Here is a 21149-nt window from a genome sequence, read left to right as displayed (position 1 = left end):
GAAAATATCTAAAAGAATTAGCTGAGAACCCCGAAACGAAAATATTTCTCAATCAAATTGAAAAGCACAAAACAATTACTTTAATGACTTCTGTAAAGGAAATTGAAGTAAGTGAACTTCCGGTTTTGAAAATGTTTATTGAGCAGAAAATAAAGTGATTTTTTACAAAAGGACGAAGAGAAGAATCTATTTATAGAAATCATATCACAGAGGTTGAGCTATAGTTCCCCATTGCCACTGCTATTCTTTCTAGGAAATTTCCAAGCCGATTATGGCTTTGTGATTTATTTATCCTTGTTTACATTGTTGATTATTATATTTGATTATTTGTCAATAAACCACCATCTATTCGAAGAACTAAATGATGACAAAAAAATCGTTTTTCAATATTTAAAAATTTCATGCGTAGCAATTGGAAGACCTATTTTTAAACACTAACACCGAATAAATAACCAACTAAGGCTGACAATCCCATGGCAATAGTGCCCCAAACTGTAATTCGCAGAATGGCTTTCTGCACACTTGAACCACCTGTTTTTGCAGCTACAGCACCCAAAATAATGAGAAAAACAATGGTAAAACCGTAGAGCCAATATTCCATGTTTTTCAAAGGAGCCAAAAGCACAACCAAAAGCGGCAAAACACCACCAATCGTAAACGAACTGCCTGAAGCAAGTGCTGCCTGAATAGGATGCGCCTGACTGATTTCATTGATACCCAATTCATCACGAACATGTGTTGCCAAAGCATTCGACTCTGTTAACTCAAGAGCTACCTGCATTGCGGTTTCTTTTTTCAGTCCTCGTTTTTCATAGATCTGAGCCAGCATATTTAATTCTTCTTCGGGCATCGCATGGAGTTCCTGTCTTTCTCTTTCAATATCTGCCTTCTCGATATCGGTTTGAGAACTTACGGAAACATATTCGCCTGCAGCCATTGATAAAGCTCCAGCAACCAATGACGCAACGGTAGCTAAAATAATAGGTTCCGTACTAGAGCTTGCAGCAGTCACCCCAATTGCGAGACTCGAGACAGAAATAATTCCATCGTTTGCACCCAAAACGGCAGCTCTTAACCAATTGCTTCGGTGAATGTAATGAGAATCTAAATAGTTATCAATGGTAATCATTCTTTGATTTTTGGTAATAATTTTACAATTTTTTCACTTTCTTTAAACAGATTTTAATCATTCCGATGGCTTCATCAACGATTTCTTTTTTTGTTCGGAATGCTAAAATGGCAATCCTGATTACAAAACGATGATCGATAATGGACGAACTTAAAAACACAGAACCATCTGCATGAATCTCATCCATTAATTGTTTATTCTTTTCATCTATATCGGTTTCGAAGGGGTACCAAAAGTAACTGACCGACAAATCTGGTTCTGGTCCAAGACAGAAACCCAGTTCAGCCAATTGATTTCTAAAATAGTGAACCAGCAATAATTTCTCTTCAAGACAAGCAACAAACGGTTCTATCCCATGCATTTGAAGTGGCAGCCAAACCCGTAGTCCTCTGAAATGTTTGGTTAATTCTGGTGAAACATTGGCTGGACTTTTTAACATTTCTTCATTAGCACCATCTTGCATATAATTCGCTGTGTAATAATTGGAATGTAAAACTGCGGCACTATCTTTAATTAAAACCGCACCAACGCCATAAGGAAGAAACAAACCTTTATGAGGATCGATGATCAGAGAATCTGCTTTTTCGATTCCTTTAAATAGATCTCGTTTAGAAGTCATGATGAAAAACCCACCATAAGCTGCATCCACATGAAACCACATTTTATATTTTTTCGAAATGCTGGCAATTTCATCTAAAGGGTCGATGGTTCCAGTATCTGTAGTTCCCGCAGTTGCAACAATCATAAACGGTTGAAGTCCTGTTGCAATATCGTTTTCAATTAATTTCTCTAAAGAATCAGTTTTAATTCTATGATGAGAATCTAAAGCAATGTAGCGAATAATGACATCTTCCAAACCAATAATCCGCAATGCTTTCTGCGTGGAATGATGAACTTGTTCACTTAAATAAACAACGTTTTTTTTAATGAATTCATTCTTAACTTTATGATAATCTCGTGCTGCAGTAAATGCAATCAAAGTAGAAATGGAACCTCCGGAAGACAGGCAACCAACTGCGTTTTCAGGGAATGAAAACAATGTTTTCAACCACTTAATTACTTCATTTTCAATCGTAGCCGCCCCTGGCGAGGCATAATGTACACTTGCAAAAGGATTGGTAACTGCGGCGACAAAATCGGCAAGAGCCGCAGTGAAAACACCTCCTCCTGGAATATAACCCAAATGTTTTCCCGAAGCGGCATTGATTCCAGTTTCTGCGACTTGTTTTTGATAAAGAATAAGAAGCTCTTTTAGTGATCTTTTTTGATTTGTAATTTCTAATGAAGTCGCTTCTTTTTCCTGAAAAGCCTTAACAGTAGGGAGTCCAGCAATAAAATGATTGGCATAATCTGTTACGCTCTCCATCATTTCTAGTCGTTCTATTTCAGGAGTTTCAAGTAACTGACTTGTCTTGTTTAATTCAGTGAGTTTTAATAAGAGCTCTTCGGTATTCACAATAGAAATTGGTTGTTTATTTTACAATAGAATTACGTTTAATTTCCCTTAGTCTAAAGGCATTCTTGTGGTAATCGCAATTCGATTCCAACCATTGATTGCGACGATTGCCATGATTACAGCTGCCAATTCATTTGGTGCTAAATGATTTTCTACCTCTTTATAAACGTCATCAGGAACGTGGCCATTTGTAATTAAAGTCATCGCTTCTGTCAATGCTAAAGCAGCTCTTTCTTTGTCGGTAAAAAGTTCGGTTTCTCTCCAAGCATCCAATAGAAATAATCGTTGTGCAGTTTCACCAAGTTCTATTGCTTCACGAGTGTGCATATTGATACAAAATGCACAACCATTTATTTGGGAAGCTCTGGTTTTAATGAGTTCATAAAGTGTTTTATCCAAACCACTTTGGGCAAGATATTTTTCTAAGCCAATCATTGCTTCATATGCTTTGGGATCTACTTTTGAGATATTTATTCTAGTTTCCATTATTGAAGATTTTATTAATTTTTAAGTCGAAAAATACACAAATTTTTCATGTAATAAAATTACTGAAAAAGACAATATAAAATTGAGGGGTTTCCTATTCTTTTTGATCATACTAAGCTTCCAATTTTATTTCAAAAAAGCAAACGTCCGCATTTTGATAATGAACTTGTAATTCAGAAGAGTTTTTTAACTTTCTCATTCCTAAAAAACTAAATCCACAATTTTTATAATGATTAATCAATCGATCGTTTTGTCCACAAGTATCCATTCGAACGAACTTTTTATTTTCTTTTTTGGCGAAATTTTTCGACCAGTCTGCAATAATTTGCACAAAGTTATTTCCTCTAAATTCTGGGTTTGTGGCAATTCGATGAAGATAAATAGCATCATTATTTTCTCGCTCTTCCCAAATTTGAGCATCATTAAAAGTGACCGCCCAGATACATGCTATTTTATTTTCAATGATTAATTTGAACTGCCTATTTTCTTGAACTTCAGTTGTAATAAAATCCCCATCAAATTCTGGCCAAATATTTCCTGAAAAGGTGATTTTTTGATAATCGGTAGCGAGTTGATAAAGCCTGAAAATTTCTGGGATATCATCGACGTTGCTGTTTGTTATAATCATTGACGAGTTCATATTAATATTGTTCAATTTCTGATGAGAATTAAAATTCAGATTTTTACGTTCTATTTCAAAGTTAAAAATCGACTGTACAAACCTGTATCAAAGAGAAGTTCTTTTTTGTAAAGATAATTAAATCCTAGCGAAAAGTCCACCGTTTTAAAACCAAAAAAAGCAACTTTCACAAGTCGCTTTTTTATTTTAATATTGGATTTCTCAATTATATCGTCATCGAAAAAATTCTAGTTTCAGGTTTATTTCGAAGCATTCTAAGATCGAAAGTCATCGCAACATTTCTCGTGAAAGCGCGTCCTTTTTCGGTGATTTTTATGGCGTTTTCTGAAATTTCTACCAAACCGTCGGTTTCCATTTCTTTTAAATGTTCCAAAGCATTTTCGAGTTCCGGGAAAGAAGTTTGCAAATCCCAAGAAGTTTCTAATCGGCACATTAAATTCAGAATATGTTGTCTGATATTCAAATCTTCTTCATTTAAAATATGACCTTTTATCACAGGAAGAATTCCCGCTTCTACTCTTTTCTGGTATTCTTCAACCGACTTTTCATTTTGAGAAAAAGCGTACCACGAATCTGAAATTGCGCTCATTCCCAAACCAATCATCAATTGGGTTTTGCTGGATGAATATCCCATAAAATTACGATGGATTTTTCCGTTTTTCATCGATTGATAAAGGTCGTCATGCTCCAACGCAAAATGATCCATCCCGACTTCGATATAGCCTAATTCTTCCAGAAGTTTTTTTCCGTTTTCGTAGAGTTTTCTTTTTTCTTCGCCACTTGGCAAATCATTTTCGTCGAAACCTCTTTGTCCAACGCCTTTAATCCACGGAACGTGAGCGTAGGAATAAAACGCCAAACGATCGGGTTTTAATTCTAAAGTTTTACGAATCGTGTATTCCATTTTCTCCCAAGTGTGAAACGGAAGTCCGAAAACCAAATCGTGGGAAACGCCTTTGTAGCCAATTTCTCGCGCCCATTTTGTTACTTTTTCCACATTTTCGAAAGGCTGAATTCTGTTAATCGCTTTCTGAACTTGCGGATCATAATCTTGAACGCCAAAACTTGCTCTTCGGAAACCTAAATCATACAAGGTTTGCAAATGTTCTTTCGTGGTATTATTGGGATGACCTTCAAAAGAAAACTCCGGATTTTCGGCAATTTCTGCTTTTTCGAAAATTCCTTCCAATAATTTTTTAAGATTTTCGGGAGAGAAAAAAGTGGGAGTTCCGCCACCAAGATGGAGTTCTTTTAATTTTGGTTTTTTACCTTTAAATAATTTTAAATATAAATTCCATTCTTTCAAAACACTTTCCAAATAAGGCGTTTCTACGGAATGTTGCTTCGTAATTCGTTTATGACACGCACAAAATGTGCACAATTGCTCACAAAACGGAAGGTGAATATAAATGGAAATTCCTTCAGCATCGTTGCTTTCATTAAAAGATTTGATGACCGAATTTTGCCATAAATCGCTGGTAAAAGCAGTTTCGTCCCAAAAAGGAACGGTTGGATATGAAGTGTAACGCGGACCGGGAATATTGTATTTGTCGATTAAAGAATTCATACTGCAAAAGTAAGAAATTAGTTGTGAGTTGATCGTTGATAGTTGTCAGTTTTTTGGATCGTTGTTGAAATCCTTTATTGAAAGTGGGTTGCTGCAAAAAAAATATTAATTCTGAAAATTTACCATTAAGGCAAGACAAAAAAACATTTAATTGAATAATTTTATTTTTAGCGAAAAACGCTGAAAGGGTTCTCACGAAACAATAATTATTTTTATTTTTTAATTCAATTTCATTTTCACAATTCGATCTTTTCCGGCGAAAACCAAGGTGTTTTCATCAATCCATTCGCAAACGTACAATCCTTTTTCTTCGGAAATTGTTTTCCACGTTTTGCCGTAATCGTTGGAGAATTCGATGTTTTGGTCGCCAACTGCGATAATGTCTTTTCCTTTCGATTTCGGACGGAATTTCACGCAGGTTTTGTAACCTCCATTTTTTCCGGAAGCTTGAATTTGCCAGGTTTTTCCACCGTCGTTTGTGGTTGCGATATTGTTGATGTTTTCTGCTTGTTTGGTATAATCTCCACCAACAGCAATTCCGAAATTTTTGTCGTAAAAATCAATAGAATAAACGCCTTGCGAAGAAGTTCCTTGGATGAAAGGGGTTCCGTAAACTTCCCAATTACAATCAGTGTTCTTCATTCTATAAATCCGGGATTTGATTCCGCCCGTTGCAATCCAAATAAAATTTCCTGCACTTGCAATATTCGTATTACTGGCAGCAAAAGCAGCTTCTCCTTTTTCTAAATAGGGAAAATCTTGACAATCGTTACAATGAATCCATTTTTCGCCTCCATTTCTGGTTTGTGAAATATTGAGTCTTTGATTTTCTGAAGGATCACTAAATGAAATCGCGAAAGAATTATTGGTGAATTTTAAAGCATCATAAAAAGCTTTACTATCATTGTCATTAAAAACAACTTGATATTTCAAATTCTTTTTTGCAATCTTAAAAAAATACGCCGGACTTTCAATATTAATTGCAAAAAAATGCGTTCGATTTTGCGCCAAAGTTCGAAACTGCAATTTTTTATCCGAAAGTTTCAGTTGTTTTTTATCTAAAGTATCTTTCAAATTCACATATCCAAATTTAGAATCCGTACCGGAATACCAAACTTTACCATCATAAATCTGCAAAGCACGAATGGAGATTTTGTCTTTTAATAAAGTTTCAATTTTTAAGCTTTGAGCATTAAAAATAGATGAGATGAAAATAAAAAATAAGAGTTTTTTCATTTGATAAATTTAGAAAAACTTTGTTAAAGTACAATTACAACACTGAAAACTTTGACAAAGTGAAAATCTAAAAACTTTAACAACATGAAATAAAAATCCCGCCATAAAAGACGGGAAATTTATTATTTATATCAATAATTATTTTTTGTATTTGAAGAAATAGTATCCATATAAAATAGCATGTACAATGATCATCGCTACGGAGAACATCACTAATCCGCTATCATCAACTTCTGCATTATTGTGATGTAGATATGCTAAGACCACTAGAAGTACTGTTAAGAAAATACCCGAAATAGCAGTTACCGTATAATTTTTTGGATCATGAGTCGTATCATTTTGTTTTCCTAAAATAGAGTTTTTAATCCCACGATACAGGTAAACATCAAGACCAATCATCATCCAACATACCAACCGAATCCAAGTATCAAATGGTAAGAAAACCATCATTCCCAAACAAACCAAAACTCCTAAAATAGGAATCAATGGAACAAGCGGAGTTCTAAATGCACGCGGCGCATCTGGTTGTGTTTTTCTCAATACCAAAACCCCAACACAAACCAAAATAAAGGCGAATAAAGTTCCAATACTGGTCATTTCTCCTACTACTCTTCCCGGTACAAAGGCTGCAAATAAACTCACGAAAATCAAGAAGAAAAGATTGGATTTATAAGGAGTTCTAAATTTCGGGTGAACTTCGCTGAAAACTTTTGGCAACAAACCATCTTTACTCATCGAGTAAAACACACGACTTTGCCCCATTAACATTACTAAAATAACCGAAGCGTACCCCAATAAAATAGCGAAAATAATCGTGGTATTCAACCAAGGATAAGCAGGAACCATAGTTCCATTTACAACATTACCCATGGCTTCAATTGCAATTGCAACTGGTGCCAAATGATCGCCGCCACTACCAGAAGTGAACGCTTTATAATTAACTACACCCACCATTACATAAGCGAATATGATGTATAAAACCGTACAAATTAGAAGGGAACCCATAATACCAATCGGCATTGATTTTTTAGGATCTTTGGTTTCTTGTGCTGCTGTTGAAACGGCATCAAAACCAATATAGGCAAAGAAGACGACGGCGGCAGCTCGAATAATCCCCGACCAACCATATTCGCCAAACTTACCTGTATTTTGAGGAATTAAAGGGGTTAAGTTTTCAGCTTTCACATATTTCCATCCCACAACGATAAAGATAATTACGATAGAAACTTTAAGAATAACAATTAAAGTATTTACAAAAGCCGATTCGCTCGTTCCTTTAATTAAAACTAAAGACATGATGGTTACAATGAAAACCGCTGGTAAATTGATTAACCCTGTATGCATAACCCCATCAACCGTATAACTGTCGAAAGGAGTCATCATCAAACCATGTGGAAGTGAAACTCCAAAATTACCTAAAAATTTTCCGAGATAACCCGACCAACTCGAAGCAACAGTTGCCGCACCAACGGCGTATTCCAGAACCAAATCCCAACCGATAATCCAAGCGATAAACTCGCCCATCGTGGCATAAGAATACGTATAAGCACTTCCTGCAACAGGAATCATCGATGCAAATTCTGCATAACACAAGCCGGCAAAAGCACAACCTATGGCTGCGATGATAAAGGAAATCATGATTCCCGGTCCGGCGTAGTTAGCTGCCGCAAGTCCGGTAATCGAGAATAATCCGGCGCCAATAATCGCACCGATTCCCAATGCGACCAAAGAAGCAGAAGATAATGTTTTTTTCAAACCGTCTGAAGTCTCGTCAGATTCCGACAATAATTGACTCAGTGGTTTCGTTCTCCAAAGATTTGACATTTTTTATTTTTTAAGATTCCCAAAAATATAAAAATTTAGTAATGATTAACTATTTTTAACACGTTTTCTTTTTTTTAATTTAATATTAGCGTCATAAATTATTGATTTTCATATAGAAATAACAAAAATGATTTTCCCTAAAAATAATTATCTTTGAAAATATGAATTTCCATGATCTCTTCCTTCAACCTTACGAATCTTACGACACTTTTCAAATTATTTTGGAAGCCATTGCCACAATTTTCGGAGTTTTAAGCGTTTATTTTTCCATTCAAAAAAACATTTGGGTTTATCCCACGGGGATTATTTCTACTGCGCTTTACGTTTATATTCTCTTTAATTTCGGGTTGCTCGGCGACATGATGATTAATTTCTATTATACCGTGATGAGCATTTATGGTTGGTTTCTTTGGGCAAAAAGCTCGGAAGATCATATTCACGTTGAAGTTTCGTGGGCAACAAAAAAAGAATGGATTTTCGCAGGAATTTTATTTTTTATCAGTTTAATTTTAGTCACCATTGTCTATTATTACAAACCGTTTATCGACAATCATTTTTCCATGGAAAATGTGAAATTGGGATTATATCACTTAGATTGGGCGAATTGGCTTGATGTATTCACCACCGCAATTTTCTTGGTCGGAATGTGGTTCATGGCAAAACGCAAAATCGAAAACTGGATTTTCTGGATCATCGGCGACATCATTTGCATCCCGATGATGATTTATAAAGGTTTGGGAATTACTTCCATTCAATATTTGGTTTTCACGGTAATGGCGATTATTGGTTATTTCGAATGGAAAAAAAATCATCAAACCCATCATAATAAATAATCCAAAATCAACAGCTTACTTCATTAATTTAAGATTACATTTCGCTGAATTTGTAGCTTTTTAATACATAAGCCACATTAGTTTTAAAATGCTTTCATTAGAAAAAGAACATGTTAGAAGGAGAATTAAAATTTTCTAAACTTTTGGGAACTGAAGTGAACTATTTTTCTCATTTCTAATCAACTTATGTGGTAAAAAAACAGCACAAAGTTTATCATAAACCTTGATGTTTAAAATATAATGTTCTCCATACAATGATAAAGTTTTAAGTATCTTTGCAGTCCCAAAAAACACGAGGATAAAACCTTTTCATTTTATGCAAAATACATTTGAATTTTATAAGTACCAAGGCACTGGAAACGATTTCGTAATGATCGATAATCGTGATCTGCAGTTTCCCAAAGAAAAAGAAATCATCGAAAAATTTTGCGACCGCCGATTCGGAATTGGTGGCGACGGATTAATTTTATTGGAAAATGATCCGACGGCAGATTTCAAAATGGTGTATTATAATTCCGACGGAAACGAAAGTACCATGTGCGGAAACGGCGGAAGATGTTTGGTTGCATTCGCTCATTTTCTCGATATTTTCGAAGATCAAACAACTTTTACCGCAATCGATGGTTTGCACGAAGCTGAAATCAATAACGGAATCATTAAACTCAAAATGATTGACGTAAATTCCATTAAAAATATCGGTGGAAATTTCGAGTTGAATACGGGTTCTCCGCATTACGTTGCTTTCGTGGAAATGTTAAAAGATTATAAAGTTTTCGAAAATGGTAACAAAATCAGAAATTCGCCGTCTTATTGGCAAGAAGGAATCAACGTGAATTTTGTAGAAGAAATTTCTGAAAACGAAATCTTCGTGCGAACTTACGAACGCGGCGTGGAAGACGAAACTTTCAGTTGTGGAACAGGAGTTACGGCTTCTGCTCTTGTATTTTTGAAAGACAAAAATCAAACTTCTGTACAAGTGAAAGTTTTGGGCGGAAACCTGAAAGTTTATGCAGAACAGGAAGGCGAAAGCTTCAAAAACATTTGGTTAGAAGGTCCTGCGAAACAAGTTTTCAAAGGCAAAATTAATTTTTAGAAAAAATTTCAGATTATATCAATGAAAAAATCTTTGGGAATCGTTTCGGTAATCCTTTTACTCCTATTGATAGCGGGATTTATTTTCGGTTTTAAATATTATAAAAAATATTACGGAAATAATGTTGAAAAGGAAGGTTACGTTTTAATTCCACATTCTGCGAATTTTAATTCGATTTTAGATTCCATTGCGCCTTATGTTAAGAACAAAGAAAGTTTTGCTGAAGTTGCGAAAAGTAAAAATCTGAACCAATTTTTCGATGCAGGTCGATACCGAATAAAATTGGGAACCAATAATACCGATTTGGTCAACATGATTAAAGCCGGAAACCAAACCGAAAACACCTTCCGAATTGGCGATTTTTTCTCGGTTTACCAAATGATAGGGAAAGTCGCTAAAAAAACAGAATTGGATTCTTTGAAATTTGCAAATGATTTGAATAAAATTGCGACAGAAAAAGGACTCAACAACGCCGAAGACCTTAAAAAATATTTCTTTATTGATTCTTACAACTTCTACTGGACGGTAACTCCGAAGGATTTCTTTAAAAAATTTGAAAACGAATACAACAATTTTTGGACTGCGGAAAGAAAAGCCAAAGAACAACAATTGGGTTTAAGTCGAGATCAAATTTACGCTTTAGCTTCTTTGGTTTACAAAGAAACCGGCGGAAAACCCGACGAAATGAAAACCGTTGCAGGATTATATTTGAACCGATACCGAAAAGGTATGAAATTGCAAAGCGATCCCACGGTAATTTATGCGGTAAGCAAAGCCAATAATTTCCGGGGAGAACCGATTAAAAGGGTGTTTTTCAAACATTTGAAAGAACCTTCGCCATACAATACTTATTTTTCGGCAGGAATTCCGCCGGGACCAATTTGTGTGGTTGATAAAAATTCGGTGGATGCGGTTTTAAATGCGCAAAAAAGCGATTTCATTTACATGTGCGCCGATCCGAAAAGATTTGGTTTTCACAAATTCACGGCAAGTGCGGCGGAACACGCCATCAATGCGAAAGCTTATCAAGATTGGTTGAATGCTAGAAACATCAAATAAGAAAAAAAAATATAAACTTCGGAAAGGCTAAAACCACTTTTTGAAATTTAATAATATTTAAAAACCAAATTTTCAAAGAATTTTTCTTTTCCCCTCCCGAAAACTTTCAGGACTAAAAGGTGAAAAAATTCTTTGAAAATTTCTTCAAAATTACTCCCTGTAGGGTTGGGAATTAATTTTGATGAAATTTAAACAAACATTTAATTTAACTTTTATTAAAAAAAGTAATCTGTATAGTATTAAAATAAGAATATGACGAACAAAATTGAGATTGCATCAATTATCAGAAAACGAACATTAGGATTAACTTTCGTTTTGGGCGCAGCGAGTTTAGCTTTTGCCCAAGAGAAAGTAAATGTAAGCGGAAAAATTGTAGATAAACAAAACAATGCGGTTCCTTATGCTTCGGTAACCTTCAGCAATAAAGCGAATAAACTTTTTAGCGATGCGGCTTTAACCGACGAAAAGGGAGTATACCAACTTGCATTAACTCCTGGAAATTACGACATTACGCTTGAAGCCATCGATTATAAAAAAGCGACTCTTCATAAACAAATCACAACAAGCGGAAATCTTGGAAGCTTTGTTGTAGAAGCAGAAAGCACAGCCACAAACGCAAAAACACAGGATATACAAGGTGTTGTAATTACCGCACAAGCTGCAAAACCTTATCGGGTTGAGTTGGACAAGAAAGTATATGATCCTTCAACAGATTTGATTAGCAAAGGTGGTAATTTGCAAGATGTTTTAAATAATGTTCCTTCGGTTTCTGTGGATACAGACGGAACGGTTAGTATGCGAGGAAGTACGAATGTAAAATTTTTGATCAACGGAAAACCTTCTTCTTTATTAGGAATTGATGATAGTGCGAATGCATTACAATCAATCCCAGCCGATCAAATCGAAAGAATTGAAGTCATTACCAATCCATCTTCGAAATTTGAATCTTCTGGAACTTCAGGGATTTTGAATATTATTCTTAAGAAAACTAAAAAAGTCGGATTTAACGGAAGTGTTACCGGAAATATCGGTTATTTGCCAAAAACGAGTTTGAACGCTAATCTTAGTTGGAGAAAAAATAAAATGACTTGGTTCCTCAATGGTGGCGGCGGTTACAGCGAAGGAAAAGGAATCAACGATACCGAAACGGATTATAATAATGTTACCGTTCCTACGCCAACGGCTACAAACCCAAATCCAAAAGCACTTTACCATCAATTACAAAATTCTGAAAGCAATAGCACCAGCATGAATTATAATGCAATGGGTGGTTTTGTGTATGATATTTCAGACAGAACTTCATTTAATTTATCAGGATTGGTTCGAACTTTCGAAAGTGAGAATGATGATTATTTGAATACGTTCAGCGATTATTATACGCTTGGTGGAATTCAGAATAATTTCGGACAAAGAAATTCAATAGGAAAAGGAAACAATCTTGCCTTCCAAGGTGATGCAGGTATAGATCACAAATTCGATGATAATGGACAGAACATTTCATTATCACTAAGTGTGCAAAGTAGCAATAATAATAGCTCTTCTAATATTACAGAGACCCAAGATTCTCAGTTTTTATTAAATGATATTACCAGCAGAAAATCAGAAAACAAAACCGTTATTGGTAAAGCAGATTATGAACTTCCGATTGGTGAAAAATCTAAGATTGAAGCAGGTTATAGATTAGATGTAAATGATAATACTTATGCGAATACGGTATTCAGTACGTTGCCGAATGATTTGATTCCGTTCTATAATAACAATACCGATTATCGCGAAATCTTTAATGCTGCTTATGTACAATTTAAAAGTAAAATTGGCGAAAACTTTGGTTACCAAATTGGTTTAAGAGACGAACTCTCTAACGTGAAAATCAACTATACCAACCAAGCGCCCGGCGATATCCCAATTGATAAAACAAAAAATTACAACAATATTTTCCCGAGTGTATTTTTGAGTTATAACATTACCAAAACCAATCAGATCCTTTTAAACTACTCGAAAAGAATTGATCGACCAAGATCTTTCTGGATGGTTCCGTTCCCGAACTACTCGAACAGCCAAAATATTTTTGCCGGAAACATTGACCTGAATCCAGCTTATGTAGATTCCTACGAAGTGGGCTATAATATTTCGAAAAAGAAATTCACCATTAATCCAACATTATACTATCGCCATTCAACCGACGACAGAAAAATGCTTGTGTATCGACCTGATGAAAGAGAAAACGTATTTTATACCAAGCCTATTAATTTAGGAAACGACGATCGTTATGGTTTAGATCTTAACTTTACGGTTGATCCATTTTCTTGGTTGAAGTTTATGGGAAGTGTGGATCTTTTCGGATATAAAACCACAGGAATCGCTGCCTATGCTACTTTCGACGAAAATGGCGCAAATAAAACTGGCTATATGGATTTCACAGGAAACGGATTTTCATTTGGTTCAAGACTTAACACGACTTTTAAAATTGATAAAACACTAAGCGTACAATTACAAGGTTTCTATAGGGGGGCAAGAAAAGCTGCTAACCAAAATAGTAATGCAATGTATGCCTTCAATTTAGGAGCATCAAAAACAATTTGGAAAGGCGACGGAACTATTGGTTTCAATCTTCAAGATATCTTCAACACCAGAAGCAGAGAGGTTTTCAGCTTTAATGATGATTATACCCGAAGAAACTTTATGCAATGGCAACCGAGACAATTCTCACTTTCATTAACTTACCGATTTAAGCAAGGTGAAAAAGTAGATGCACCGAAACGTAAAAAAGACATCAACGCCAATAGCCAAGGCGGAGACGACCAAGGTCCACCGATGTAATTTTTGATTGTACAATATAAAACTGTATGATGTAAAAAGTATAAAAAGAAATCCTGAAATTAAATTTTTCAGGATTTTTTTTGTACTTATTTTAAAATTTTAATCTCGGCTTTTCAGATATTTCTGCCATTCCCAAGTCGTTCTAAGTGCTTCTTTCAAAGAAGTTTCGGCTTTCCAACCCAATTCTTTTTCAGCTTTTTCGGCGTTGGCATAAGCGATGGTGATGTCGCCGGCTCTTCTTTCGCAAATTTGATAGGGAACTGCTACATTGTTTGCTTTTTCATAAGCTTCTACCACTTCCAAAACCGAAGATCCTTTTCCTGTTCCAAGATTGTAAATATCAATCACGGTTTGTTCATTGGAAGCAATTAGTTTCTGCAAAGCTTTTACGTGCGCTTTCGCCAAATCTACGACGTAGATATAATCGCGAATCGCTGTTCCATCGGGCGTTTCGTAATCATTTCCCCAAATATTGAGTTTCTCCCGAATTCCAGAAGCGGTTTGCGTAACATAAGGAACCAAATTATTCGGAATCCCAATCGGCAATTCGCCCAACAATGCCGATGGATGCGCACCAATTGGATTAAAATATCTTAATAATGAAATTTTTCGGTGATGAGCCGTCGCGAAATCTTTCAGAATCTCTTCGCCCATTTGCTTGGTTTTTCCGTAAGAAGATTCTGGGGTTTTGAGCGGCGTATTTTCGTCGATTGGTTGTTCATCGGCTTGTCCGTAAACCGTGCAAGATGAACTGAAAATAAAATTAGAAATATTTCTCGCTTTGAATTCCTGCAAAATATTAATTAAAGAAAAAAGATTGTTTTCATAATAATCAATCGGTTTTTCCTGGCTCTCTCCTACCGCTTTGAACGCTGCAAAATTAATACAACCATCAATTTCAAAAGCATCGAAAACTTGTGCAAGCAGTTCTTTTCTCTTTAAATCGAAAGGAAAAAATATGGGTTTTTTGCCGGTAATGGTTTCAATATTATGTAAAATAAATTTCTCCGAATTCGATAAATCATCAACAATTACGACATCGAAATCATTGTTTAAAAGCTCTACAACGGTGTGGGAACCAATGTATCCGAGTCCGCCTGTTACGAGTATTGTCATTTTTTTTAATTGATGAATAATGAGTAATAAATGATTTTTATTAGGGTTTTCCGATTTCGCTAATATCTTCTAAGTTTTCTTTTAGTTCACTTTTATTAACCAAATGCGCAAAGTAAATCATCAATATAATAATACATATAAATGCACTTACAGAACCAATGTTGTAACTTAAATCATTAGCCTCAAGTTTATTTAGATAAAATGTTTTAAAACCAAAATCAAAACACATATGCAAAATAGACAATGAAATTGCTACATTAAATGTTGATGCAAATCTATTAGATTTTTTCAAAAATAATATTAATGTAATTATATAAAATATATATTCAACACAATTAAAACAAAGTATTATAATGTCAATATATGATAATTTTGCTATTCTCAATAAATAAAATCTATTAAAAATACTAATTGATAATGTGAAAATAAAAAACAAAATTAACAAAACTAAAATTGTTCTGATAAACTTTTTATTTCTTATATAAAGAGCTTATCCCAAAAATTCCAAAACCGCATCCGTAATATATTTCAACTGCTCTTCGTCCAATTCCGTGTGCATCGGCAAAGAAATTACTTCACTCAATAATTTATCGGTATTCACGAAATCTTTATCGTCGCTTTCTTGGAAATAGGCTTTCTGTTTTCTCAACGCCACCGGATAATAAATCATCGCAGGAACTTCTTTTTCGGTAAGAAATTGTTGCAATTCATTTCGATTTCCGTTCGTAATTCTTAAAGTATATTGATGAAAAACGTGGGTCGAATTTTCTGCTCTTTTCGGGGTCAAAATATTTGGATTTCCAGCGAAAGCTTCGTCGTAATAGTCGGCAGCTTTTCGTCTTGCATCGTTATAACCATCCAAAAGCGGAAGTTTTTTTCGAAGAACCGTCGCTTGGATGCTGTCTAAACGAGAATTTACGCCTACTTCGTCATGGTAATATCTTTCGTACATTCCGTGGTTTACGATGCCTCTAATTTTGTGTGCCAATTCATCATCATTGGTGAAAATTGCGCCGCCATCGCCATAGCAACCTAGGTTTTTGGAAGGAAAAAAAGAAGTTGTTCCAATCGTTCCCATCGTTCCCGATTTTTTTGTAGTTCCGTCAGCGAAAATAAAATCGGCACCAATTGCTTGTGCATTATCTTCGATGACCGCTAAGTTGTGTTCTTTCGCTACTTTCAAAACTTCTTCCATATTGGCGCATTGACCGAACAAATGAACCGGAATAATCGCTTTGGTTTTCGGCGTAATTGCAGCTTTTAATTTGTCAATATCGATGGTGAAAGTATCATAATCGACATCGACCAAAACCGATTTTAACTTTAATAAATGAATCACTTCAACCGTTGCTGCGAAAGTGAAATCGGCGGTAATGACCTCATCGCCTTCATTTAAATTTAAAGCCATCAATGCGATTTGCAAAGCATCGGTTCCGTTTGCGCAAGGAATCACGTGTTTCACGTCTAAATATTGCTCCAGCTCTGTTTGGAAAGATTTTACTTCGGGACCATTGATAAATGCTGCCGTATTTAAAACATTGAGTACTGCGTTATCAACATCAGGTTTTATTTTATAATATTGACTTTGAAGGTCAACCATCTGAATTTTTTTCATAAAAAAATATTTCCTCAAATTTACTAAAATTAAGTTTTTTAAAAAATTAAATCTCTTTAATGTTTTTTTAATATATCACAAAATTTGTTATTTTTTGATTGCCAATTACTTATGGAATAATTTTAGATAAATAGTTAATAATTAACTTAATAAAAAAATTATGAAAACAACTAAATTTTTCTTGATGCTGTTCTTAATAACAGTTTTTGGAACAGCAGATTTTTATGCGCAAACGGCTAACCCAGCTACACCAGCAACAAAAACAAAAAGAAAATACACCAAAAAAACAGACCTTCCTGCTGCCGTAGCAACGCCAACTACCACCGATAATAGCTCGACCAAACCCAAAAGAACTTATACCAAAAAAAGCAACACTTCTGTAACTCCACCGGTTGTTGCAACGTCAACTCCATCGGATAATAGTTCAACTAAACCGAAAAGAACATACACCAAAAAAACAGACGCTACTGTAACTCCAGTTGCTGCAACGTCAACTACAACGGATAATTCTTCAACTAAACCAAAAAGAACATACCCCAAAAAAACTTCGGGAACCGCAGTTACCACGGCAACAAATACAGTACAGCCAACGGCGCAAAATGCACCAACGGCAACACCAAGAAAAACTGCTCCCGCACCAGCAATGGCAAAACAAGCTTATAATCCTTCAAATGGTGGAACTTATAATGGACATCAAGTTCTTATCGGTCCAAAAGGTGGAAAATATTACATTAATAAAAACGGAAACAAAACTTATATTAAATAAAACTATTAAAATATATTTACTTAAAATACTGAATAGTTTTCAGCATTTTTCTATTTTTGTTATACTTTAACAATTCAACGAAATGAGAAAACCTATATCATTTTTTATTCTTTTACTTTTTATTTTTAGCAATGCGCAGACAGAACTTGTATTTGTCTTCTTTAAGGACAAACCGAATAAAGCATCATTTTATGCCAATCCACTCTCAGAATTAACTCAGAAATCTTTAGATCGAAGAACAAAATTGGGAATCGCACTCAATGATCAGGATGCGCCAATTGAACCAACTTACATTCAAAATGTGCGAAACCTCGGATTCACCGTAAAAGATTATTCAAAATGGATGAATGGCGTGGCGGTAAACGCGACTACAGCGCAGATTTCAAACCTTGAATCTCAAACGTATGTACAATCCGTAGAGCGGTTTATTAAACATCCGACTGGCGGAAAATCAAAAATAAAAAAAGTAAATAAATTCGATGAATTTAATAATGCTATTGGGAAAACCACTTTCAATTATGGTCTAGGTTTGGCTCAAATTGACCAAGTTAATCTTCGTCCGTTACATATCGCTGGCTTCACTGGAACTGGAGTTACAATTGCGGTAATCGACACTGGATTCCCAACGGTAAATACTGGATCTGTATATGCCAGAATGAGAAATAATGGTCAGATTAAAGGCGGTTATAACTTCGTTAATAAAAGCAACGACATTTATAATACCTCACTTAATAACCACGGTTCTTATTGTCTTGGAGTCATTGCTGGATATGTTCAAAATAGCTTTGTTGGTACAGCTCCTGATGCCGATTTTTATTTATACGCAAGTGAAGATGGCGACAACGAAATTCCCGAAGAACAACTTTATTGGGCTGAAGCAGCTGAAGAGGCAGACCGAAAAGGAGTTGATTTAATTACCACTTCACTGGGTTATTACGATTTCGATGACCCACGTTATAATTTATTGTATTCTGACATGACTGGCACAACATCATTTATTGCAAGAGCTGCACAAATCGCCACCGAGAAAGGAATATTTGTTTTGGCCGCCGCCGGAAATGAAGCTCAAAAACCTTGGCATTACATCATCACTCCAGCAGATAATGCAAAGGTATTTACGGTTGGAGGGGTGACCTCTACAGGAGAAAGTTCTACATTTTCTTCATTTGGTCCGAATGCAGTAGGCGTTATAAAACCCGATGGAAGTACCCGTGGAACTTCAACTTATATGGGTTTTAATAACTCGGTGACCTCAAGTAACGGAACTTCTTTTGCCACTCCATTGGCTGCAGGAGGTGTCGCTTGTTTACTACAAGCCCTTCCGACAAAACCAATCGCTGACATCAGCAATCTGCTGCGTCAAAATGCTTCACTTTATCCAAATACAGATCCACAAAAAGGATACGGAATTTTAAATTTTGGCAAAACATGGAATAGCACTTTATCTACAATAAATACCGAAAAGAAATCTGCATTAGCAATTTATCCAAATCCTGCAAGAAAAACGTTCACCATTAAAACAGATGAAAAAATTATTTCTCTGGAATTGTATGATACTTTGGGACGAAAACTTCAGACTCTTAAAAATGAGAAATCAAGTAATATCGAGCAATTAGCAAGCGGCGTTTATTTTATAAAAGTACAAACAGACAAAAACCAATATATCGAAAAGCTTATTAAAGAATAATGTTTTATTTAAAACTCAAAAGGTGCAAAAAAACATTTTGCATAAAGCTTTTCAAATGAGCGATTCTAAGAACCTTTTACAAACTTATGAATAGCCTTAGAGAATAAAGCTATTGTATCTTGTCTTCATAAAAAATAAGACTTGTTAAATTCCATAAAAAGCCTCATCAAATCTAATTGATGAGGCTTTTATTTTTATGAATGAGTTTAATTTTTTCTCTGTAAATCAAGATCTTCAAAATCGAAACTGAAATCGGTAACGCCAGAAATTGGTTTCCATTTCATTCCTTGTGCTTTTCCATTTTCGTCTAAATTAAAGTTGACGAATGCATCGGCATCATAGCTTCTATCATCCCATTTTACAATCATTACATTTGATGAATATGGCAACAACTCCCCTTTCAATCTCGGAGAATTTTTACAAAAAAGACGCATTTTTTTCCCGTCATTAGAAATCGTCACCTCGCCAAACCAAGGATCAGTGTAGGTTCCTGTTATTTGTTCATTTTTGATTTGTGCATTTTTATCTTTCTTAAAGACTTCAGACTTCGCAAATATTTCTTTTTTTTCTTTCTCGTAATCTGCATTCACTTTTACCATTCGGTCGCCATACGTTTTCAGCCAATTCCGGTCTGCAACTCCCAAATAAGAATCTTTCACGGTGTTGGTAATGGCGTTGAAAGCCGCACCGCTCTGCTGATTCGTAAGAACGATAATCCCCAATTTCATGTCTGGAATCAAGGTAAATTGTGTTACCGTCCCAATTAATCCGCCGGTGTGATATACTTGTTTGTGACCTTTCACATCAGTTAAAAACCAACCTAAACCGTAACCATTAAAATTAGTATCGTAAGGGTTTTTCAACGCAACGGGTGTAGAAATCTGTAAGTTCCACAATTGCTGAATTTGTTTATCGGTAACCAACTTCTTACCGTCTTTTGTGGTAAAACCATTCATCAGAAATTCTGCCCAAGTGGACATGTCTTTAATATTACTGATGATTCCACCAGCCGCATTTCCTGTTTCGTTCCAGTCGTGGGGAACTGCGATTACTTTTCCGTCAACAGGCGCATGAGCATCGATGATATTGGACGCATTTGCCGCTTTCGCTCGATTATAGCTCCCGAAGCTGGCAGCCATCCCAACAGGCTTCAATATTCTTTGTTCGATAAAATCAGCCCAAGAAAGTCCAGAAACTCGGTAAATCACTTCTCCGGCAACGATGAACATGATGTTGTTATATTCTAAAGTCGAGCGGAAAGAATGGTCGGGTTTCAAATATCTTACATTATGAATAATATCGTTTACCGTCAAGCTGCCGCCTTCTGGGAAAAACATCAAATCACCTTGTCCCAAACCAAGACCTGCTCGGTGGGTAATTAAATCTTTGATGGTAACTTCTTTCGAAACATATGCATCATTCATTTGAAATTCGGGGATGTACTTGGACACCTTATCGTCGAAGTTCAGTTTACCTTCATCCGCTAACATTGCCAAAGCGGTTGCCGTGAAACCTTTGGAATTCGAGGCGATGCCCACCAAAGTTTCATCAGTCATTTTTTCGTTGGTCGTTAACGATCGTACGCCAAAACCTTTGGAATAAATCACTTTTCCGTCTTTCACAATCCCCACCGAAATACCGGGAACATCGAAAGTTTTCAAAGTATTTTGAATAAGTTCGTCTAATTTTTTTTCTTCAAACTGCGCAAATGCGACATAGGAAACAAGAACAAAGAGTAAAGCTAAATTGCGTTTCATTATAAATTTTGATTTTTTCAAAGATAGAAATTTTTTAGAAGTGTTGCGTTGTTTAGATATTTCTG

The 21149-nt window shown here is 35.4% G+C and carries 17 protein-coding genes and 1 pseudogene; 7 read left to right on the top strand and 11 right to left on the bottom strand.

The features are described 5' to 3' along the window. Positions 1-158, top strand: a pseudogene (locus tag WBY99_RS07925) (DUF488 domain-containing protein); the annotation flags it as partial. Positions 159-427: 269 nt separating this feature from the next. Here WBY99_RS07925 and WBY99_RS07920 read toward each other — a convergent pair. From WBY99_RS07920 to WBY99_RS07890, 7 genes are all read right to left on the bottom strand, one after another. Further along, a complete protein-coding gene (locus WBY99_RS07920; RefSeq protein WP_423975793.1) occupies positions 428-1129 on the bottom strand; it encodes a VIT1/CCC1 transporter family protein in 702 nt (233 codons plus the stop codon). A gap of 22 nt (positions 1130-1151) precedes the next feature. Beyond that, positions 1152-2585 carry a pyridoxal phosphate-dependent decarboxylase family protein gene (locus tag WBY99_RS07915; protein ID WP_423975792.1) on the bottom strand — a complete coding sequence of 478 codons (1434 nt, stop codon included), beginning with the start codon at positions 2583-2585 and terminating at the stop codon, positions 1152-1154. 48 nt (positions 2586-2633) lie between these two features. Next, on the bottom strand, positions 2634-3071 hold the full coding sequence (locus WBY99_RS07910; protein ID WP_423975791.1) for a carboxymuconolactone decarboxylase family protein: 438 nt from the start codon (positions 3069-3071) through the stop codon (positions 2634-2636). A 112-nt stretch (positions 3072-3183) separates the two neighbouring features. After that, entirely contained in the window at positions 3184-3699 is a 516-nt protein-coding gene (locus tag WBY99_RS07905; RefSeq protein WP_423975790.1) for a GNAT family N-acetyltransferase, read from the bottom strand. Between the two features lie 217 nt (positions 3700-3916). Further along, complete coding sequence (gene hemN / locus WBY99_RS07900; protein WP_423975789.1) at positions 3917-5278, bottom strand: oxygen-independent coproporphyrinogen III oxidase; 1362 nt, start codon at positions 5276-5278, stop codon at positions 3917-3919. A 219-nt stretch (positions 5279-5497) separates the two neighbouring features. Then, positions 5498-6514 carry a WD40/YVTN/BNR-like repeat-containing protein gene (locus tag WBY99_RS07895; RefSeq protein ID WP_423975788.1) on the bottom strand — a complete coding sequence of 339 codons (1017 nt, stop codon included), beginning with the start codon at positions 6512-6514 and terminating at the stop codon, positions 5498-5500. Positions 6515-6652: 138 nt separating this feature from the next. Then, positions 6653-8338 (bottom strand): amino acid permease, encoded by a 1686-nt coding sequence (locus WBY99_RS07890; protein WP_423975787.1) that lies wholly within the window; start codon positions 8336-8338, stop codon positions 6653-6655. Positions 8339-8499: 161 nt separating this feature from the next. Between WBY99_RS07890 and pnuC the strand changes: the two genes are divergently transcribed. The 4 genes from pnuC to WBY99_RS07870 all read left to right on the top strand — a co-directional run bounded on the left by pnuC (position 8500) and on the right by WBY99_RS07870 (position 14143). Further along, positions 8500-9171 carry a nicotinamide riboside transporter PnuC gene (gene pnuC, locus WBY99_RS07885; protein WP_423975786.1) on the top strand — a complete coding sequence of 224 codons (672 nt, stop codon included), beginning with the start codon at positions 8500-8502 and terminating at the stop codon, positions 9169-9171. Between the two features lie 316 nt (positions 9172-9487). Beyond that, positions 9488-10264 (top strand): diaminopimelate epimerase, encoded by a 777-nt coding sequence (gene dapF, locus WBY99_RS07880; RefSeq protein ID WP_423975785.1) that lies wholly within the window; start codon positions 9488-9490, stop codon positions 10262-10264. Positions 10265-10285: 21 nt separating this feature from the next. Beyond that, positions 10286-11323: an endolytic transglycosylase MltG gene (gene mltG / locus WBY99_RS07875; protein ID WP_423975784.1), complete on the top strand. Its 1038-nt coding sequence runs from the start codon at positions 10286-10288 to the stop codon at positions 11321-11323. Positions 11324-11575: 252 nt separating this feature from the next. Further along, a complete protein-coding gene (locus WBY99_RS07870; RefSeq protein WP_423975783.1) occupies positions 11576-14143 on the top strand; it encodes a TonB-dependent receptor domain-containing protein in 2568 nt (855 codons plus the stop codon). Positions 14144-14242: 99 nt separating this feature from the next. Here WBY99_RS07870 and galE read toward each other — a convergent pair whose 3' ends face one another. The 3 genes from galE to WBY99_RS07855 form a co-directional block, all read right to left on the bottom strand. Continuing rightward, entirely contained in the window at positions 14243-15259 is a 1017-nt protein-coding gene (galE, locus tag WBY99_RS07865; RefSeq protein ID WP_423975782.1) for a UDP-glucose 4-epimerase GalE, read from the bottom strand. A 40-nt stretch (positions 15260-15299) separates the two neighbouring features. Then, positions 15300-15551, bottom strand: a complete 252-nt coding sequence (locus WBY99_RS07860) for a hypothetical protein (protein WP_423975781.1) — start codon at positions 15549-15551, stop codon at positions 15300-15302. 198 nt (positions 15552-15749) lie between these two features. Further along, on the bottom strand, positions 15750-16874 hold the full coding sequence (locus WBY99_RS07855) for a DegT/DnrJ/EryC1/StrS family aminotransferase (RefSeq protein ID WP_423975780.1): 1125 nt from the start codon (positions 16872-16874) through the stop codon (positions 15750-15752). Positions 16875-17034: 160 nt separating this feature from the next. On the opposite strand from WBY99_RS07855, the gene WBY99_RS07850 reads away from it, so the two are divergent. Together WBY99_RS07850 and WBY99_RS07845 are read left to right on the top strand one after the other, a co-directional pair. After that, positions 17035-17640: a hypothetical protein gene (locus WBY99_RS07850; protein WP_423975779.1), complete on the top strand. Its 606-nt coding sequence runs from the start codon at positions 17035-17037 to the stop codon at positions 17638-17640. An 82-nt stretch (positions 17641-17722) separates the two neighbouring features. Further along, complete coding sequence (locus WBY99_RS07845) at positions 17723-19327, top strand: S8 family peptidase (protein WP_423975778.1); 1605 nt, start codon at positions 17723-17725, stop codon at positions 19325-19327. A gap of 206 nt (positions 19328-19533) precedes the next feature. Here the strand turns inward: WBY99_RS07845 and WBY99_RS07840 are convergent, their stop codons facing one another. Beyond that, on the bottom strand, positions 19534-21084 hold the full coding sequence (locus WBY99_RS07840; RefSeq protein WP_423975777.1) for a serine hydrolase: 1551 nt from the start codon (positions 21082-21084) through the stop codon (positions 19534-19536). Positions 21085-21149 lie beyond the last annotated feature (65 nt).

This window comes from Kaistella sp. (genome assembly GCF_049588135.1).
In the GTDB taxonomy this organism is placed as follows: Bacteria; Bacteroidota; Bacteroidia; order Flavobacteriales; family Weeksellaceae; genus Kaistella.
This window is presented reverse-complemented; position numbering and strand designations above follow the sequence as displayed.

Coding starts and splice junctions, on each gene's coding strand:
- WBY99_RS07895 (WP_423975788.1), bottom strand. CDS start 6,514: ATGAAAAAACTCTTATTTTTTATTTTCATCTCATCTATTTTTAATGCT.
- mltG (WP_423975784.1), top strand. CDS start 10,286: ATGAAAAAATCTTTGGGAATCGTTTCGGTAATCCTTTTACTCCTATTG.
- WBY99_RS07890 (WP_423975787.1), bottom strand. CDS start 8,338: ATGTCAAATCTTTGGAGAACGAAACCACTGAGTCAATTATTGTCGGAA.
- dapF (WP_423975785.1), top strand. CDS start 9,488: ATGCAAAATACATTTGAATTTTATAAGTACCAAGGCACTGGAAACGAT.
- WBY99_RS07840 (WP_423975777.1), bottom strand. CDS start 21,084: ATGAAACGCAATTTAGCTTTACTCTTTGTTCTTGTTTCCTATGTCGCA.
- WBY99_RS07870 (WP_423975783.1), top strand. CDS start 11,576: ATGACGAACAAAATTGAGATTGCATCAATTATCAGAAAACGAACATTA.
- galE (WP_423975782.1), bottom strand. CDS start 15,259: ATGACAATACTCGTAACAGGCGGACTCGGATACATTGGTTCCCACACC.
- WBY99_RS07855 (WP_423975780.1), bottom strand. CDS start 16,874: ATGAAAAAAATTCAGATGGTTGACCTTCAAAGTCAATATTATAAAATA.
- WBY99_RS07850 (WP_423975779.1), top strand. CDS start 17,035: ATGAAAACAACTAAATTTTTCTTGATGCTGTTCTTAATAACAGTTTTT.
- WBY99_RS07910 (WP_423975791.1), bottom strand. CDS start 3,071: ATGGAAACTAGAATAAATATCTCAAAAGTAGATCCCAAAGCATATGAA.
- pnuC (WP_423975786.1), top strand. CDS start 8,500: ATGAATTTCCATGATCTCTTCCTTCAACCTTACGAATCTTACGACACT.
- WBY99_RS07905 (WP_423975790.1), bottom strand. CDS start 3,699: ATGATTATAACAAACAGCAACGTCGATGATATCCCAGAAATTTTCAGG.
- WBY99_RS07920 (WP_423975793.1), bottom strand. CDS start 1,129: ATGATTACCATTGATAACTATTTAGATTCTCATTACATTCACCGAAGC.
- WBY99_RS07845 (WP_423975778.1), top strand. CDS start 17,723: ATGAGAAAACCTATATCATTTTTTATTCTTTTACTTTTTATTTTTAGC.
- hemN (WP_423975789.1), bottom strand. CDS start 5,278: ATGAATTCTTTAATCGACAAATACAATATTCCCGGTCCGCGTTACACT.